Source organism: Methylobacterium sp. Leaf399 (assembly GCF_001424525.1).
In the GTDB taxonomy this organism is placed as follows: Bacteria; Pseudomonadota; Alphaproteobacteria; order Rhizobiales; family Beijerinckiaceae; genus Methylobacterium.
In genome coordinates this window covers 205,200-223,038 of sequence record NZ_LMQK01000032.1, presented here as the reverse complement: position 1 = coordinate 223,038, position 17,839 = coordinate 205,200, and the positions used below count along the sequence as shown (strand labels likewise).

General features: G+C 71.1%; 12 protein-coding genes and 1 pseudogene. 4 read left to right on the top strand and 9 right to left on the bottom strand.

All coding sequences use genetic code 11. The features are described 5' to 3' along the window. From ASG40_RS17345 to ASG40_RS17335, 3 genes and pseudogenes are all read right to left on the bottom strand, one after another. A pseudogene (locus ASG40_RS17345) lies at positions 1-209 on the bottom strand (porin family protein); the annotation flags it as partial. 284 nt (positions 210-493) lie between these two features. Then, on the bottom strand, positions 494-1,261 hold the full coding sequence (gene pgeF, locus ASG40_RS17340) for a peptidoglycan editing factor PgeF (RefSeq protein WP_055888516.1): 768 nt from the start codon (positions 1,259-1,261) through the stop codon (positions 494-496). 139 nt (positions 1,262-1,400) lie between these two features. Beyond that, entirely contained in the window at positions 1,401-3,602 is a 2,202-nt protein-coding gene (locus ASG40_RS17335; protein ID WP_055888515.1) for a 3-hydroxyacyl-CoA dehydrogenase NAD-binding domain-containing protein, read from the bottom strand. A gap of 114 nt (positions 3,603-3,716) precedes the next feature. On the opposite strand from ASG40_RS17335, the gene ASG40_RS17330 reads away from it, so the two are divergent. Beyond that, on the top strand, positions 3,717-4,535 hold the full coding sequence (locus ASG40_RS17330) for an EAL domain-containing protein (RefSeq protein WP_156387791.1): 819 nt from the start codon (positions 3,717-3,719) through the stop codon (positions 4,533-4,535). Between the two features lie 96 nt (positions 4,536-4,631). Here the strand turns inward: ASG40_RS17330 and ASG40_RS17325 are convergent, their stop codons facing one another. The 3 genes from ASG40_RS17325 to ASG40_RS17315 form a co-directional block, all read right to left on the bottom strand. Further along, positions 4,632-5,132 (bottom strand): hypothetical protein, encoded by a 501-nt coding sequence (locus tag ASG40_RS17325; protein ID WP_055888511.1) that lies wholly within the window; start codon positions 5,130-5,132, stop codon positions 4,632-4,634. Positions 5,133-5,256: 124 nt separating this feature from the next. After that, the gene (locus ASG40_RS17320) at positions 5,257-6,465 is read right to left on the bottom strand and encodes an acetyl-CoA C-acetyltransferase (protein ID WP_055888509.1); all 1,209 of its coding nucleotides are present in this window, start codon (positions 6,463-6,465) and stop codon (positions 5,257-5,259) included. Between the two features lie 200 nt (positions 6,466-6,665). Further along, entirely contained in the window at positions 6,666-8,450 is a 1,785-nt protein-coding gene (locus tag ASG40_RS17315; RefSeq protein WP_055888507.1) for an acyl-CoA dehydrogenase C-terminal domain-containing protein, read from the bottom strand. A 288-nt stretch (positions 8,451-8,738) separates the two neighbouring features. Between ASG40_RS17315 and ASG40_RS17310 the strand changes: the two genes are divergently transcribed. Together ASG40_RS17310 and ASG40_RS17305 are read left to right on the top strand one after the other, a co-directional pair. Next, entirely contained in the window at positions 8,739-12,425 is a 3,687-nt protein-coding gene (locus ASG40_RS17310; protein WP_055888505.1) for a tetratricopeptide repeat protein, read from the top strand. 138 nt (positions 12,426-12,563) lie between these two features. Further along, positions 12,564-13,001 (top strand): DUF3429 domain-containing protein, encoded by a 438-nt coding sequence (locus ASG40_RS17305; RefSeq protein WP_055888503.1) that lies wholly within the window; start codon positions 12,564-12,566, stop codon positions 12,999-13,001. Positions 13,002-13,006: 5 nt separating this feature from the next. On the opposite strand, the gene pdeM is transcribed toward ASG40_RS17305, so the two are convergent. The 3 genes from pdeM to ASG40_RS17290 form a co-directional block, all read right to left on the bottom strand. Then, positions 13,007-13,720 (bottom strand): ligase-associated DNA damage response endonuclease PdeM, encoded by a 714-nt coding sequence (pdeM, locus tag ASG40_RS17300; protein ID WP_055888496.1) that lies wholly within the window; start codon positions 13,718-13,720, stop codon positions 13,007-13,009. Positions 13,721-13,781: 61 nt separating this feature from the next. Continuing rightward, positions 13,782-16,316, bottom strand: a complete 2,535-nt coding sequence (locus tag ASG40_RS17295) for a ligase-associated DNA damage response DEXH box helicase (RefSeq protein ID WP_055888495.1) — start codon at positions 16,314-16,316, stop codon at positions 13,782-13,784. Continuing rightward, on the bottom strand, positions 16,309-17,271 hold the full coding sequence (locus ASG40_RS17290) for an alpha/beta hydrolase (protein WP_055888494.1): 963 nt from the start codon (positions 17,269-17,271) through the stop codon (positions 16,309-16,311). Before ASG40_RS17290 ends, ASG40_RS17295 begins: the two co-directional genes overlap by 8 nt. 230 nt (positions 17,272-17,501) lie before the next feature. Here ASG40_RS17290 and ASG40_RS21360 point away from each other — a divergent pair, with 230 nt between their 5' ends. Continuing rightward, positions 17,502-17,831: a DUF6460 domain-containing protein gene (locus ASG40_RS21360; protein ID WP_055888493.1), complete on the top strand. Its 330-nt coding sequence runs from the start codon at positions 17,502-17,504 to the stop codon at positions 17,829-17,831. The last annotated feature ends 8 nt before the right edge of the window (positions 17,832-17,839 follow it).

Genomic DNA, 17,839 nt, shown 5'->3' with positions numbered 1-17,839 from the left:
GGGAACACGTTGTCGTAGACGTTGCGGTCCTGGTTGCCGGCGTCGAAGCCGTAGCCGGCGTTGATACCGAAGTAGAAGCCCGTCCAGGTGAAGACCGGGACCGGGACGAAGACCGGCGGCGCGGCGCGGCGCGGAAGGTCGGCGGCGAAGGCCGAGCCCGCCAGGACAATGCCGGCAAGAGCGGTGGTGGCCCGAAGGAAGGATTTCATGGTGCTGGTCCTCATACTGTCGATGAGACGGCGCCGGCGCCGGCCTCACGAAGCCTCGTCTGTAGTTCAGCAGCCTGGAAGAAGCTGTTGCGGACCGATCACGCCAGTCGCCGGAAAAGCGACCCCTTTGTGGCGATGATCCGTCCGTTGTGTTCGTTCGACCTTGGGCTACCTCGACCCTGAACGCGCTCGAACGGCCAAGGTTCAATCGCGACGGCGCCTTTCCGGCTCGACCTGGATGACGGATTGTCGCACCCCTGGAATCCGTTTGTCGGGGCCGGAATTCAGGGCGCCAGGGCGATGGCCGAGATCAGGCGGCCGTAGTCGGCCTCCTGGCGGTGGGTGGTGCGCCGGTAGCTGTAGAAGCGCTCGGCGTCGACATAGGTGCACAGGCCGAGCGAGGCGTGGCGGCCGATCTCCTCCTGTTCCAGGCGCCACAGGACGAAGCCCGGCAGGTCGAACTGGGCATGGCCCGGCCGGTCGCCGGGCGCGAAGAACCGCGCCGCCCCCGGTGCCGCCTCCTCGAAGCGGTCGCGCAGGTCCGTGCCGACCTCGTAGGATGGCTGGTGGATGGTGGGGCCGAGCACGGCGACGATCGACCCGCGCTCGGCGCCGAGCGCCTCCATCGCCGCCACCGTGGCGGCCACGACGCCGCCGAGCGCCCCCTTCCAGCCGGCATGGGCGGCACCGACGACGCCGTTGCGGGTATCGGCGAACAGGATCGGACCGCAATCGGCGGTGGCGATGCCGAGCGCCAGCCCCGGCACGACGCTCACCATCGCATCGGCCTTGGGTCGCTCCGCCAGCGCCGGCGCCTGCGTCAGCACGACCACCTCGGCGGAATGGATCTGGTAGAGGCTGGCCAGGGCGGTCTCGGCGACGCCGAGGGCCGCGCACATCCGCCGCCGGTTCTCGGCCACGCGGCCGGCGTCGTCACTCGAGCCGAGCCCGCCGTTGAGCGAGGCGTAGAGCCCCTCCGAGACGCCGCCCCGGCGGGTGAAAAAGGCATGCCGGATCGCGGGGTCCGCGAGATCGGGCGAGGTGAGGAACATCGCGTGTCCTTGCCGTTGCGGCACATGACCGAGGGAGGGTCGAGGGGTCATACCCCCTCCCCCGCCGCCGGTCACCGGACATGGGAAGGGCCGGTCCCGCCTCGCGGCACCGGCCCCGGGTGGCGTCGAGCGTCCTGGGCTAGGCCGCCCGCTTGGCGGCCTCGCCGTAGAAGGTGCTCCCCGTCTCGGCCATCGCCGCGAGGTTCTCGGGCACCGCAAAGCGCGCGCCGTGCTTGGCCTCCAGGCTGCGGGCCAGCGCCACGAACTCCCCGGCGCCCATGAAATCGATGTAGGACAGGGTGCCCCCGGTGAAGGGCGCGAAGCCGAATCCGAGGATCGAGCCGACGTCGGCCTCGCGCGGATCGGTGATCACGCCCTCGCCGACGGTGCGGGCGGCCTCCAGCGCCTGCACCACGAGGAAGCGGTGCTTGAGTTCCGTGACATCCACCGCGTCCGGGTCGAGGGTCTTGGGCTGGAGTGCCTTCAGGCCCGGCCACAGCCGCTTCGAAGCACCCTCGGGGTAGTCGTAGAAGCCGCGCTTGTTCTTGCGTCCGAGCCGGCCCTCGGTCTCCACCAGGGTGACGAGGAGCTGCTTCTGGCCGGGATCGACCGCGTCGGGGCCCAGCTGCGCCTCCGTGGCCCTGGCGATCTTCAGGCCGAGGTCGAGGGCGACCTCGTCGTTGAGCGAGAGCGGGCCCACCGGCATGCCGGCCAGCTTGCCGGCGTTCTCGATCATCGCGGCGGGCACGCCTTCGAGGAACATCTTGTGGCCTTCGAGCAGGTAGGCCGTGACGCAGCGGTTGGCGAAGAAGCCGCGGCTGTCGTTGACCACGATGGGCGTCTTCTTGATCGCCCGCACGTAGTCGAGGGCGGTGGCGATGGCCCGGTCGCCGGTCGCCTCGCCCTTGATGATCTCCACGAGCATCATCTTCTCCACGGGCGAGAAGAAGTGGATGCCCACGAACTGGTCGGGCCGGGAGGAAGCCTTGGCCAGGCCCGAGATCGGCAGGGTCGAGGTGTTGGAGGCGAAGATCACCTCCGGCCCGATGGCCGCCTCGACCTTGGCGATCACCTCGGCCTTCACCGCGGGGTCCTCGAACACCGCCTCGATGACGAGGTCGCAGCCCTTGAGGTCGGCATAATCGGCGCTGGCGGTGATGCGGGCGAGCAGCGCGTCACGGTCGGCGGTCTTGGCGCGGCCCCGGTTGATCTGTCCGGTGATGAGGGTGTGGGCGTAGGCCTTGCCCTTCTCGGCGGCCTCCATCGACCGGTCGACGAGCACCACCTCCATGCCGGCGTTGGCGCTGACGTAGGCCACGCCCGCCCCCATGAATCCGGCCCCGACGACGCCGACCTTCCTGACGCTGGTGGGAGCCACGTCCTTGGGGCGGCGCGCGCCCTTGTTGAGCTCGCCCATCGACAGGAACAGCGTGCGGATCATCGCCGCGGCCTCCTTCGACCGCAGGATCTTGGCGAAGTACCGGCTCTCGACGCGCAGGGCCAGATCCATCGGCAGCTGCAGGCCCTCGTAGACCGCCCCGAGGATGGCCTTGGCGGCGGGATAATTGTCGTGGGTCTCGCGGCGGTAGATCGCGTTGGCGGGTGGCCAGATCATCATGCCGGCGGGCGAGTAGACCTTGCCGGAAGGCGCCTTGAACTTGGGCGCGTCCCAGGGCGCCACCGCCGAGCCGCCGGCCCTGATCCAGGCACGCGCCTTCTCCACGATCTCGGCCTTGGGGGCGACCTCGTGGACGAGGCCCATGGTCTTGGCCATCAGCGGGCGGATCTGCTCGCCCTTGAACAGCATCTGCAGGGCGTCTCCGGTCTGCATCAGGCGCGGCACGCGCTGGGTGCCGCCGGCACCGGGGAACAGGCCGACCTTGATCTCGGGCAGGCCGACGCGGGTCTTCTCGTCGTCCGACAACACCCGGTGATGGCAGGACAGGCTCAGCTCGAACGCGCCGCCGAGGCAGAGGCCGTTGACGGCGGCGGCGAACGGCTTGCCGCAGGTTTCGAGCTTGCGGAACACCAGGGTCAACTGCCGCGACTCCTCGAAGAAGTGGCGCATCGCCTCCTCCTCGCCGGACTTCGCCTTGAGCTTTTCGTATTCGCGGCCGAGGCCCTGCAGCATCGTCAGGTCGGCGCCGCCCGAAAAGCTGTCCTTGCCCGAGGTGATGACGCAGCCCTTGACGGCGGCATCCGCCACCACGGCGTCGATGATCTGATGGAGCTCGGCCATGACCTGCGCCGTGATCACGTTCATCGAGCGGCCGGGCATGTCCCAGGTGGCGAGCGCGATTCCGTCGGCGTCGGTCTCGAAGCGGAAGTTCGTGAGATTCATGGCTGATCCTCCAAAGGGGGCGGCGTGGACCGTCGGCTTCTTAAGTCGATGAAAGGATTTTTGCCGTCATGGTTTTGAAGACAAACGACCGACATTAACATGGGATACGATGGGATGAGCGCGAAGGTAGCCTGCAAAGGGTGCGGAACCGGCAAAGCCCTGGACTTCACCTTCACGATGGCCTTCCAGCCCATCCTCGACGTGGAACGCGGCCGCATCTGGGGCTACGAGGCCCTGGTGCGCGGGACCAACGGCGAGTCCGCCGGTTCCATCCTCAGCCGCGTCACGGAGGAGACGGTCTACCGCTTCGACCAAGCGGCGCGGGTGAAGGCAATCGAACTCGCGGGCAGGCTCTTTCCCGCCGACGACGAGACCAAGCTCTCGATCAACTTCATGCCCAACGCCGTCTACGAGCCGGCGGCCTGCATCCGTTCGTCCCTGGAGGCGGCGCGCCGCTTCGGGTTCGCCCACGACCGGATCATGTTCGAGTTCACCGAGAACGAGAAATTCCGCGATACCGCCCACGTCCAGCGCATCGTCACCGAGTACCGCAAGCAGGGCTTCCTCACCGCGCTGGACGATTTCGGCGCCGGCTTCGCCGGGATGAGCCTGCTCGCCAACTTCCGGCCCGACCTCATCAAGATCGACATGGACCTCCTGCGCGGCATCGACACCGACAAGGGCCGCCAGATCATCACGGGCGGGATCATCGCCATCGCGCGCCAGCTCGGCGTGGCGGTGATCGCCGAGGGCGTCGAGACCCGGGCGGAACTCGACACCCTGCGCGAACTCGGAGCGACGCTGTTCCAGGGTTACCATTTCGCCAAGCCCCAGATCGAAGCCCTGCCGGCCGTGGCGGGGTTCGAGACGCAGGCCGCCCCGGTCCCCACGGGCTTCGAGACGCCGGCCGTGCGCGTCGCCCCGGTCCACTGAGGCGGCGCGAGGTCGCGCCGCCCGGTTCTGCGCCACCGCGGCGGGGGGGCGGCCCGGTCGTATGGTCGTCGCCGCCCGGCCGCGGGGCATCGCGGCTCAGCGGGCCGGTGCGGGAGTCGGTGCCGGGCCCGGCGCCTGCCCGGGCAGGCCCGGAGCGTCGGCCGCCGCGGCGACGGTGAGCATGTTGACGAGCTTGGTCACCGCCGCCTGCGAGATCAGCGTGATGGTCGAACCCGGATCGGCGTTGATCGCCTGGAACTTCTGGTAGATCTTGTCGTCGTAGATGCCCGAGAGATGCTTGATCTCGTCGAGGGTGAACTTGTCGGCGTATTCCTTCGACAATCCCTCGATCAGCGCGGTGCGCTGGCGGTCGAACTCGGCGCGGACCTCCTGGCGGACCTTGTCGCTCTTCTCGGCGGGCATGGCGGCCACGGTCTTCTCCAGCGCGCCGGTGAAGCCCGTCTCGAGGTTCTTGATCACGGTCTTCTGGACCAGCGCCTTGGCGGCCTCGATCCGGTCGGAGGCCTCGTCGGCGCGGGCCGCCATCGGCAGGCCGAGCAGGGCGGCCAGGGCCAGGGTGGGAAGCAGTCTCGTCATAGGGGCGTTTCCTCCGCAATGTTGGCTCGAACCGCGCCGCTCCAGGCGGCGTCGGGCGCGGGCCCGCGTCTATCAGGCTTTGGTACGGCCGGGCAGAGCGGCCGCCGGGTCGGCGGGCCGATCCTCAGACGCGCTCGATGATCGTGGCGGTGCCCATGCCGGCACCGATGCACAGGGTGACGAGCGCCCGCTCCTTGCCGGTGCGCTCGAGTTCGTCGAGCACCGTGCCGAGGATCATCGCGCCGGTGGCGCCGAGCGGATGCCCCATGGCGATGGCGCCGCCGTTGACGTTGACCTTGGCCGGATCGACGTCGAAGGCCTGGATGAAGCGCAGGACCACGGCGGCGAAGGCCTCGTTGACCTCGAACAGGTCGATGTCGGACAGGCTCAGGCCCGCGCGGGCCAGCACCTTCTTCGTCACGTCCACCGGGCCGGTGAGCATCAGGGCCGGATCGGAACCGATGTTGGCGAAGGCGCGGATGCGCGCACGCGGCCTCAGCCCGGCGCGGTCGCCCGCCTCCTTCGAGCCGAGCAGCACCGCGGCGGCACCGTCGACGATGCCCGACGAATTGCCGGCGTGGTGGACGTGCTCGACCATCTCCACGTCCGGATGGGCGTCGATGGCCACGGCGTCGAAGCCGCCCATCTGGCCCATCTGGACGAAGGAGGCCTTGAGCTGCCCCAGCGACTGCATGTCGGTGGAGGGCCGCATGTGCTCGTCGGTGGCGAGCAGGGTGATGCCGTTGATGTCCTTTACCGGCACGACCGAGTTCTTGAACAACCCGTCCGCCCAGGACTTGGCCGAGCGCTTCTGCGATTCGACGGCATAGGCGTCGCAATCGTCACGGGAAAAGCCGTACTTGGTGGCGATGAGGTCGGCCGAGACGCCCTGGGGCATGAACCACGACTTGATCGCGATCTGCGGGTCCACCGGCCAGGCGCCGCCCGAGGCGCCGAGCCCGACGCGGCTCATCGATTCGACGCCGCCGCCCACCGTCATGTCGTGCTGGCCGGCCATGACCTGGGCGGCCGCGAAGTTGATCGCGTCGAGGCCCGAGGCGCAGAACCGGTTGATCTGGATGCCCGGCACGTGGGTGCCGTAGTCGGCCACCAGCGCCGCGGCGCGGGCGATGTCGCCGCCCGCCTCGCCGACCGGATCGACGCAGCCGAGGACGACGTCGTCCACCTGTCGCGTGTCGAGGTGGTTGCGGTCCTTGAGCGCGCGCAGCGCGACCTCGGCCAGCCGCAGGGCGGTGACCTCGTGCAGCGCGCCGTCGGGCTTGCCGCGGCCGCGCGGGGTGCGGACGTGATCGTAGATGAAGGCCTCGGTCATGTGCGCGTCCCAGGTTGTCCCCGCCGACGAGCGGGCTGTGTCTTGCCGACCTGATCCCGTCGTTCCGGGGCTGCGCAGCAGAACCCGGAAGCCATCAGCCGAGGTCGTGCCTCGGTCTGAACCGACGGCTGTCATGGCGTCCGGGGTCGCTCTGCGAGCGCCCCGGAACGACCCGTGTCGAACGGCTCGGTCCGAGCGCTCTAGAACGCCTCGACCGGCAGCGCCATGGTCGTCTCGGAACCCGCCTTGATCCGCACGAGGCGCATCGCCGTCTCGGGCAGGATCCGCTCCATGTAGAAGCGGCCGGTGACGAGCTTGGCCTCCATGCGCTCGGGCGCCGAGGCCTTCGCGGCGATGGCCGCCTTGGCGATCCGGCCCCACATGTAGCCCATGGCCACGAGGCCGAGCAGGTGCATGTAGTCGGTGGCCCCCGCGCCGGCATTGTCGGGCTTGGAGAACGCGTTCTGCATGAACCACATGGTCGCGGCCTGGAGGTCGTTCAGCCCGGCCTGGAGCGGCGCGGTGAACGGCGTCATCGCTTCGTCCTCGCCGTGGTCCTTCACGAAGGTCTGGACCTCGCCGAGGAAGGCCATCATCGCGCGGCCGCCGTCCTTGGGCAGCTTGCGGCCGATGAGGTCCATCGCCTGGATGCCGTTGGCGCCCTCGTAGATCATGGCGATGCGGGCATCGCGCACGAACTGCGACATGCCCCATTCCTCGATGTAGCCGTGCCCGCCGAACATCTGCTGGGCGGCCACCGCGTTGTCGAAGCCCTTGTCGGTGAGCACGCCCTTCACCACCGGGGTCATCAGGCCCATGTGGTCCTCGGCGGCCCGGCGCTGGGCCTCGTCGTCGGACCGGTGGCCGATGTCGGCCTGCAGGGCGGTCCAGAGGATCAGCGCGCGCCCCGCCTCGTTGAAGGCGCGGATGCCCATCAGCGTGCGGCGCACGTCGGGGTGGACGATGATCGGGTCGGCCGCCTTCTCGGGCGCCTTTACCCCGGTGAGCGACCGGCCCTGGAGCCGGTCCTTCGCGTAGGCCACCGCGTTCTGGTAGGCGACCTCCGACTGGCCCAGCCCCTGGATGCCCACCGCCAGGCGCGCCTCGTTCATCATCACGAACATGGCGTTGAGGCCGCGATTCTCCTGGCCGACCAGCCAGCCCGTGGCACCGTCGTAGTTCATGACGCAGGTCGAATTGCCGTGGATGCCCATCTTGTGTTCGAGGGAGCCGCAGGAGACGCCGTTGCGCGCGCCCAGCGAGCCGTCCGCGTTGACGAGGACCTTCGGCACCACGAACAGCGAGATGCCCTTGGTGCCGGCCGGCGCGCCCTCGATCCTCGCGATGACGAGGTGGATGATGTTCTCGGCCATGTCGTGCTCGCCGGCCGAGATGAAGATCTTGGTGCCGGTGAGGCTGTAGGAGCCGTCGCCGTTGGGCACGGCCTTGGTCTTGAGGAGGCCCAGGTCCGTGCCGCAATGGGGCTCGGTGAGGTTCATGGTGCCGGTCCAGGCACCCTCGGCCATCCGGGGCAGGTAGGTCTGCTTCTGCGCGTCGGAGCCGTGGACCAGCAGGGCCGCCATCGCACCCTGCGTCAGGCCCGGGTACATCCCGAGGGCGAGGTTGGCCGACGAGGCGAACTCCTGGATCGCGCAGTTGAGCGTGTGCGGCAGCCCCTGGCCCCCGTAGGCCTCCGGTAGCGAAAGGCCCATCCAGCCGCCCTGGGCATAGGCGTCGTAGGCGGCCTTGAACCCGGTGGGCGTCGTGACGCTGCCGTCGGGATGGCGCTTGCAGCCCTCGCGGTCGCCCACCGCGTTGAGGGGGGCGAGCACCGTCTCGGCGAGCTTGGCGCCCTCGTTCAGCACCGCCTCGACCACGTCGGGCGACGCATCCGAGAAGCCGGCGAGGTTGTCGTAGCGGTGGAAGCCGAACACGTCGTACAGCAGGAACAGCGTGTCCTCGACAGGCGCCCGATAGCTCGGCATCTCGCATCCTCCAGGATCTGGGGTCGCCGTTTCGGCCCGTCGAGACCGCCGGCTCCCTCGATGGTTCATATGTAAACTATCAGACGGCACAAACGTCAAGGGGGCCGTGAACCGCTGCCGCCGGACGGGGCCGGTCGGAGCCCGCTTTCCCATTTCGGCATAGTCCTTAACTCGCTGTTTACCAAGAACGCCAAATGTCGAGCGCAATCGAACCCTTCCGTCCCCGTCGCCGCGAGGCGCCTCGGAGACGTCGGGGCGAAGTCCGGACCTCGCCGCTCAGGTTTGACGATGAAACGCAACGCGACGCTGAACCTCAAGGGCCTCGATCCGGACGTGCTCGACGCGGCCCGCGACGTGGCGCGCCGGGCCGGCATTCCCCTGGAGACCTGGATCGCCTCCGTGGTCGAGCAGGAGGCCGAGCCGCATGCGCGGCGCAAGCGCGGTCCCGGAAGCCTGCCGACCGCGACCGTCCCGTCCCCAGGTCCGGCTCCCGCAAGCCTGCCCCAGCGATTCGCCTCGTCCACCGCCGCCATCGCCGAGCCGCGCCTGCCCGCATCGCGTGTGCCCGATCCGGGCTTCGCGTTCGCTCGCGCCGCCGATGCGCCGCCGGCCCCGCTCGTCGCCGACCGTCCGGCCGAGGCGAGCAGCCTTCCCCCCGTTTCCCCGCCCGTGGAGGCACCTGCGCCCGCGGTCTCTGACGAGGCGCCCGCTTCCGTCGAAGCGGCCGTCGCCGCCCCGGCGGAGCCGCCGGTCCCGCTCGACGCCTTCGCCGCATCCCTCGCGCAGATGTTCCAGCGCCTCGACGCCATCGACAGGAAGATCGACGGCACCCACGAGGCGGCGCGCGACGCGGCCACCACGAGCGTCGCCGGCATCGAGGCGCGGCTGTCCACGGTGCTCGACGGCGGGCTTCCGCCCGTCGCCGAGATGACCGAGCGCCTCGCCACCATCGAGCGCCGGATGGCGGAGCTCGGCGAGCAGCTCGCCCAGCCGCGCGCCCTCGGCCGGCGCGGCCGGTCCGCCGCCCTCGAGATGGCCGACGCGGTGGGCGAGATCCGCCAGCGCCAGCGCGAGCTCGAGGAGCGCGGCGAGGGCCAGGCCTCCGCGCATCGCTCGGTGGCGGCGCTCCAGCACGAGGTGGCCGCCGCCATGGAGGCGACCTTCGGCGGCACGCCGTCCTCGACGATCGGCGAATTGCAGCGCGAGACGAGCCGCCTGCGCGATTCCATCGGCGGCCTCGCCACCGGCCAGGACGTCAACGCCCTCGAACAGGCGGTGCTCAGCCTCGCCAGCGGCGTCGGGCAGGCGCAGAAGCCCGCCGACCTCGCCGCGATCGTCAAGCCCATCGAGATGATCCAGGTCCAGGTCTCGCGGCTGGCCGAGGACGTCGCCGAGAACGTCCACGCCCGCGTGGCGGGGGACGTCGAGCGCCTGGCCGACCGGTTCGACCGGGTGCTGAGCGTCGCGCCCTCCGACCATGCCGACCGCGACGCCCTCGGCAGGCTGTTCGGAGAGATCGAGGAGATCCGCCACCTCATCGCGGCCCTGGCCGGCCCCGAGCGCATCCAGAGCCTCGCCCAGGGCCTTCAGGCCCTGAGCGCCCAGATCGCCAAGCTGCAGGGCGACGCCGACCAGGACGCCACCCGCATGGCCGAGATCCGGCCGCTGCTGGAGGAGATCCGCAGCGACCTCAAGGCGCCCAAGGACGACGGCATCGGTCGCCAGATCCAGGCGATGGGCGAGATGCTCGACGTCCTGCGCACCCGGCCCCTGTCCGACGCCTCCGGGTCGGATGCGATCATCGACCGGATCGACGCCCTGGCCGACAAGGTCGACCGGGTCGGCGTCAACCCGGTCGGCGACCTCATCGGCCGCCTCGAGGACCTCGGCGAGACCCTGCGCCGGCCGGCCGTCCCCGGCGGCGACCTCGCCAGCATCCATTCCATGCTCCACGACCTCGCCGACAAGGTCGACCGGGTCCAGGGCCCCGGCGCCGGCTCTTCCGGCGAAGGGCTCGACGCCCTCGAGAAGCAGATCGTCGCCCTCTCGCAGCGGATCGAGACCCGCGGCTCCGACCCGGCGATCCTCGGCCTCGAACGGTCGATGAGGGACCTCCTCGCCCAGGTCGGCACGCCCGAGGCGCCGGTGGCCGGCCGCACCGAGATCGGCTCGCTCAAGGCGGATCTGGAGGAGTTGCGGACCCATCAGGCGGCGTCCGAGCAGCGCATGCAGGCGACGCTCAACGGCGTCCATGCCGCCCTCGACCGGCTCGCGGGCCAGTTCGGCGGCCCGACCGCGCAGGCGCCTGCGGCGTCCCCTCAAGCGCCTGCGGCGTCCCCTCAAGCGCCTGCGGCGTCCCCTCAAGCGCCTGCGGCGTCCCCTCAAGCGCCCGCCGCGTCCTCTCCGGCGCCCGCCGCGCCTCAGGCCCGCATCGCCATGCCCGAGGCGCCCACGCCGGCGGCCGCACCCCGCCCGCAGGGCGCCGCGCCCAAGCGGCCGGAGCTTCCGAAGAGCGCCGTGGTGCCGACCCCGGATTCCCCCTCGGAGTGGTCGCGGGCCAAGGACGAGATCCTGGAGCCTGGCGCCGGCCGGCCGACCCGCGCACGGCCGGGCGCCACGCCGATCGAGCCCGAGCCTGAGGCGCCCGCCCCGTCGAGCAGCGAGATCAAGTCGAACTTCATCGCCGCCGCCCGCCGCGCCGCCCTCGCCGCTCAGGCCGAAGCGGCCGAGACCGCGAGCCCCAAGAGCCGCTTTCGCGAAGGCCTCGGCAGCGTCCGCCCGGCGTCGGAGGAGGCCGGCGACGTCGCCGGCGAGCCGACGCCCTCGCGCACCGGCCAGATGCGCGCGGCGATCGACAAGCGCCGCAAGCACCTGCTGCTCGGCCTCGCCGCCGTGATCCTGGCGCTGGGCGGCCTCCAGGCCATCCGCGCGTTCTCGCCGGCCCAGGCGCCGGTGCAGGAGGTCGGTGCATCGGCCGACGCGACGGCTCCCTCGAACGCCGCGCCCGTCGATGCCGGCACCAAGGCCCTCGGTTCCGACAAGCCTGTCGATGCCGAGAAGTCCGTCGCCCTCGACAAGCCGGCGGCCCTCCCCCCGGATGCCGGGCGTGCCGATCCCCTGACGACGCAGTCGATCTCGACCGCGCCCGACACCGCGGCGAGTGCGTCCCCGCCGCCCGCCGCCCCGGTCGATCCGGCCGAGGGCGCCAAGCCGGCGCCGTCGCCCGCCCGCAAGGCCGTGCCCAAGGTCGCCGACATGGGAAGCCTCGCGGGAGTGCTGAACGGCCTGCCCGCGAGCCTCGCCTCCGTGAAGAAGGCGGCCCTCGACGGCGACGGCGCCGCCATCTACGACCTTGCCGCGCGCCAGGCCGAAGGCCGCGGTGTCACCCGCGACATGGTGCTGGCGGCCAAGCTGTTCGAGAAGCTCGCCGCGGCGGGCTACGCGCCGGCGCAGTACAAGCTCGCCGGCCAGTACGAGAAGGGCCTGGGCGTCACCCGCGACATCGCCCTGGCCAAGATCTGGTACGGTCGCGCCGCCGACCAGGGCAACATCCGCTCGATGCACAACCTGGCGGTGATCTTCGCCGAGAACCCGAGCGCCACCGGCAAGCCGGATTTCGTCACGGCGGCGCAATGGTTCCGGCGCGGTGCCGATCACGGCGTGCGCGACAGCCAGTACAACCTCGCGGTGCTCCACGCCCGCGGCCTCGGGGTGCCCCAGGACCTCGTGCAATCCTACCTCTGGTTCTCCGCCGCCGCCGCCCAGGGCGACGAGGACGCCGGCAAGAAGCGCGACGATGTCGCCGGCAAGCTCGCGCCCAAGGATCTGGCCACCGCGCGCAGCCTGGCGGCCGCCTTCAAGCCAAAGGCCGTAGACCTGCCCGCCAACGAACCGCCGGCGGTCGCCGCGTCGGCGGCGATGACGCTGCTGGGAGCCCCCGCCCCCGCTCCGATCTTAGCTCCGAAGCGTAGCTGACACTGGGTCTCGGGGTGCGGCGGCGCGATCCGCCGCACCCCGGCGGCTCATGGCCGCCTTGCGGGAACCTCGATCCGCGGTGCGAATAGACCGGTCTGCCGATCCCGCAGTGGCGCGCGATCGCAGCCGGATGACACGATGCCTTTCGGAAAGCCGGTTCCCCTGATCGCCGTCGTCCTGGGCCTGGGCGGCCTGATCCCCTTCATCGGGTTCGCCGCCCTCTCCCTGAGCGGCAACGACGGCGGGCTCGGCACCATCGGCCTCTCGCCCCGACTCATCCTCTCGGCCTACGGCGCCGTCATCGCCTCGTTCCTGGGGGGCATCCGCTGGGGTGCCGCGGCGGCGCGCGAGGGCGGCAACGCCGATTACGTCATCGCCATCGTGCCGTCCCTGGTCGCCTGGGCGGCGCTCGCCATACCCGCCCCCTGGGACCTGCGGGTGCTCGGCCTGCTCGTCCTCGGCTGGGGCCTCGTCGACCAGGACCTCGTCCGGCGCGGGCTGGTGCCGCTCTGGCTCGGACGTCTCCGGCTCGTGCTGTCGAGCGTCGCCGGGGTGTCGCTGCTGGTGGCGGCCTGACGCCCCTAATCCCGCGCCAGCATCGCCTTGCCGATCGCGAAGATGCGGCCGTCGCCGAGCAGATGCGCATTAAACCCTTTCGGGAACAGCGGCTCGAAGGCCGGGTCTCGCACGTTGAGGCCGCCGGCGTAGGCGCCGAAGGCCGGCATCACCATCCGATGGCCGTCGGTGACGAAACAGCGCCGCCGCACGGCGCGCCCGCGCATGGCGACCTTGCCGCAGGGGTGGAGGTGGCCGGCGACCTCGCCCTCCTTCGCGCCCGGCAGCGGCTCGTGGCGAAGGGTCAGGCCGCCCAGTACCAGGACCTCGGCGTAGCGCCCGCCGACGCCCGATTGCACCGCCTGGTCGTGGTTCCCCGCGATCCAGACCCAGTCGCGCCCCTCCTGCAGCACGGCGATGAGGGCGCGGTCGCCCGGTTCCAGCCGCTCGGGGCCGCGCGCGTCGTGAAAGGAATCGCCCAGCGCCACGACGCAGGCCGGATCGAGCCGCGCGATCACCTCGTGCAGGCCGGCCAGGGTCTCGCGGGTGTCGTAGGGCGGCAGGAACTGCCCGGACTGGGCGGCGAAGGACGAGCCCTTCTCCAGGTGCAGGTCCGAGACCACCAGAGTGCGGTGGGCGGGCAGCCACAGGCCGCCGCACAGGTCGAGGACGAGGGTTTCGCCGGCCAAACTCAGGCCGGGGATCTTCGCGGTTCGTTCAAGTCTCTGGCCGAGCGCCAAGGCGGCATCCTTGCTGTTGTGGTCTGGCTGGTGTGGTCTCTGTGAGGCGCGCTCCACCCCGTTACCCCAGCGCCTCGTCGAGGAGCTGGGCTTCGGCTTCCGCCAGGATCTCGTCGGCCCCCTCGCCGTAGACCCGTTCGCGCCCGATCTCCAGCATGACAGAGACGGAGAGCGGCGAGACCCGGTCCAGAGCCCGGTGGACGATGCGCCCCTGAACGCGCTCCAACATCACGCCGAGGCGTACCACGTCGAGGAGTCCGGTTGCCGCATCCTGCCGCGCGGCCCGCATGAGGAGGTGGTCGGGCTGGTGCTTGCGCAGGACGTCGTAGACGAGGTCGGTGGAGATAGTGACCTGCCGGCCGGTCTTCTTCTTGCCGGGATGGCGCCGCTCGATCAGTCCGGCGATCACCGCGCACTGGCGGAAGGTGCGCTTCATCATCGCCGATTCGTCGAGCCAGGCCTCGAGGTCGTCCCCGAGCATGTCCTGCGCGAACAGGGCGTCGAGGAAGCCCGGCTCCATGGCGATGCGCTCGCTGAGATCGCGGGTCATCCAGATCGCGATGCCGTAGTCGTTGGCGGCGAACCCCAGCGGTCGCAGCCGCGCCCGCTCCATCCGCCGGGTGAGCAGCATGCCCAGGGTCTGGTGCGCCAGCCGTCCCTCGAAGGGGAACGCGGTGAGATAGTGGCGCCCGCCCCGCGCGAAGGTTTCGACCAGAAGGTCGCCCGCGCCCGGCAGCACCGAGCGGTCGCGCTGCTGGCCGAGGTAGGTCGACACCTGCGCCGGCAGCCGGTCCCAGCTCGACGGATCGGCGATGATCGCCCGCACCCGCGCCGCCAGGAAGGTCGAGAGCGGGAACTTCGAGCCGGCATAGGAGGGGATCGCCGGATCGGTGCCCGGACCGGCCCGGCTCGTCAGCGCCTCGTCCTCCGACAGGCCCTCGAAGCGCAGGACCTCGCCCGCGAACAGGAAGGTGTCGCCCGGGGTCAGGCCGTCGGCGAAATCCTCCTCGATCTCGCCGAGCACCCGTCCGGTCCTGGGCACCACCGTGCCGGGCTTGCCCCGCATGGCGCGCCCGAGGCGGACCTTCACCGTCGTCGCCTCGATGATGGTGCCGATGTTCATGCGGTACTGCTGCGCGACCCGCGCGTCGCGCACCCGCCAGAGACCGTCCGGCCCGCGAAGGATCTTGGCGAACCGCTCGTAGGCGCGAAGCGCGTAGCCGCCGGTGGCGACGTAATCGACCACGCCCTCGAAGTCCTCCCACGACAAGCCGGCATAGGGTGCGGCCGAGACGATCTCGTCGTAGAGCGACAGGGGATCGAAGGCACCCGCGCAGGCCATGCCGAGCACGTGCTGGGCGAGCACGTCGGGGGCGCCGAGCCGGGCGTCGGGGGTGTCCTGGGCGGCGGCCTCCACCGCTTCCAGCGCGGCCTGGCACTCGAGCATCTCGAACTGGTTAGCCGGCACGAGATAGGCCTTCGAGGGCTCGTCCATCCGGTGGTTGGCCCGGCCGATGCGCTGCATGATCCGGCTCGCGCCCTTGGGCGCCCCGATGTTGATCACGAGGTCGACGTCGCCCCAGTCGATGCCGAGGTCCAGTGTCGCGGTGCAGACGATGGCGCGCAGCTGCCCGGCGGCCATCGCCGCCTCCACCCGCCGCCTCTGGCTCGCGTCGAGGGAGCCGTGGTGAAGGGCGATGGGCAGCGCGTCCTCGTTGATGCGCCAGAGTTCCTGGAAGGTGTATTCGGCCTGCAGGCGGGTGTTGACGAAGACCAGCACCATCCGGTGGGTCCCGATCAGCTCGTAGATCGCCGGCATGGTCTGGAGGGCGGTGTGGCCGGCCAGCGGCAGCCGGCGCCCCGTGACGAGCATGCGCAGGTCGGGGGCGGCGCCGCCTTCGACGACGACGAGGTCGGCCATGCGCACCGCCCCCTCCCCACACGGGGGGGAAGAGCATCCCTGCGGCACCAGATACCGCCTCAGCGCGTCCGGTTCGCGCACCGTCGCCGACAGGCCGATCGCGGTGAGCCCGGGGCTCAGGCGATGCAGGCGGGCGAGGCCCAGCGACAGCAGGTCGCCGCGCTTGGAGGTGACCAGCGCGTGCAGCTCGTCGAGCACCACGCAGGCCAGGGTCGAGAACAGCTCCTCCGCCTCGCGGTGGGCGATGAGCAGGGCGAGCTGTTCCGGCGTGGTGAGCAGGATGTCGGGCGGCCGCTCGATCTGGCGGGTGCGCTTGTGCGAGGGCGTGTCGCCGGTGCGGGTCTCGACCCGCACGGCGAGGCCCATCTCGGCGATGGGGGCCTCGAGGTTGCGGGCGATGTCCACCGCCAGGGCCTTGAGCGGCGAGACGTAGAGGGTGTGCAGCCCACGCGGTTTCCGGCCCGAGGGCCGTTGCGACAGGGCGACCAGGGTCGGCAGGAACCCGGCCAGGGTCTTGCCCGCGCCGGTGGGCGCCACGAGAAGCGCCGAGCGTCCGGCCCCGGCCAGGGCGAGGAGGTCGAGCTGGTGCGGCCGCGGCTGCCAGCCGCGCGCCGCGAACCAGGCGGCGAAGCGCTCCGGCAGCCCCTCCGGCTTCGGCGGGGCGGGATCAGGCAAGCGCTGCGAGGAAGCGGTCGATCAGTTCGAGGGCCCGCTCGCTCAGGGCGCCGGGGTAGCGGATGAAGACGTGGCAGCCGCCCGGGTAGATCGCGGTGTGGCCGCCGTTGCCCGCCGCCGCCCAGCGCGAGGACATGTAGAGGGTGTCGTCGAGGAGGGGGTCGTGGGTGCCCACCGAGAACAGCGCCGGAGGCAGTCCCCTGAGGTCGGCATAGAGCGGCGAGACGTCGGGGCGACGCCGGTCGATGCCGTCGCGGACGTAGTCGTTGGCGAAGGTGGTGAGGTCGCGGGTGTTCACGACGAGGCGTTCCTCGCCCCAGTTGCGCACGCTCGGCGTCAGCCCGAGGTCGAAGAAGCCGGCGTTGAGGTTGGCGCCGCGGAAGGCGTTCGGCATGGCGTGCCTGTCGCGCAGGCGCAGCAGCGTCATCACCGCCAGGTGCGCGCCGGCGGATTCACCGCCGATCGTCAGGGCCGAGATGCCGAACTCGGCCCGGCCCGGCCCGGCCAGCCACAGGGCCGCCGCCTCGCAATCCTCGAGGGCGGCCGGATAGGGATGCTCGGGCGCGAGGCGGTACTCGACCGACAGGCAGACGAAGCCGCAGCGGTCGGCGATGCGCTCCAGCCACGGGTCCTGCTCGTCGGCCGCCCCCCAGACCCAGCCGCCCCGGTGGATGTGCAGGTAGGCGCCGCGCAGCTTGCCCCACTTCGCGGCGAGGGGGCGGATGACGCGCAGGGAGAGGGGCCCGCCCGGTCCATCGATGGTCATGACCTCGGCGCGCGCGCTGCGCGGCATCGCCGGCGAGGCCTGGGTGCCGCGGCGGCGGCGGGCGCGGACCTCGGCGATCGGCAGCGACCACGGGTCGTCCTGCGCCGCATGGGCCGCGATGACCTCGGCGTTGAGGCGCTTGGTCTCCGGATCGATCGTCGCCGGGTCGAACAGGGCGTGGTCGATCATGAAAGCGTTCGTTTCGTTGTCGGATGGCCGAGGGAGTGGGTGGGGCCGTCGCCTATGGGGAATCGCCCACGCGCGACGGCGCAGCCGTGGAGGATGCCAGTCCGGCCCTTGCCACGGAACCGCGTAACGCTCCAGTGCCGGTGCAGTTTCACACGCCTGTGGCGCGCCGGTCACGCTTCCGCCGGTTTCGCAGGGCTTCGAGGGCCCCGAACCGTTGAGGACCTGACCCGATGATCGTCGACCACGACCCGCGCCGCGAGGGCCCGGCCTATCCCGGCATCCACCCCGCCCGCCCGCGCTCCGCCCTGCACCGGTTCCTCGGCGGCTCGCCGGTGGCGGTGTTCGTCAAGCTCCTGCTCCTGTCCGTCCTGGTGGGCGCGGGCATGGCGATGCTGGGCCTGACCCCCGGGCGCCTGTTCTGGAGCGTCTACGACACGGTCCGGGACCTGATCGACCTCGGCCTCGTGACCTTCCAGGATTTCGGCGGCTGGATCCTGGCCGGGGCCGTGGTGGTGGTGCCGCTGTGGTTCCTGTCGCGGCTGCTGTCCGTCTCGAAGTAGGCCGCGAA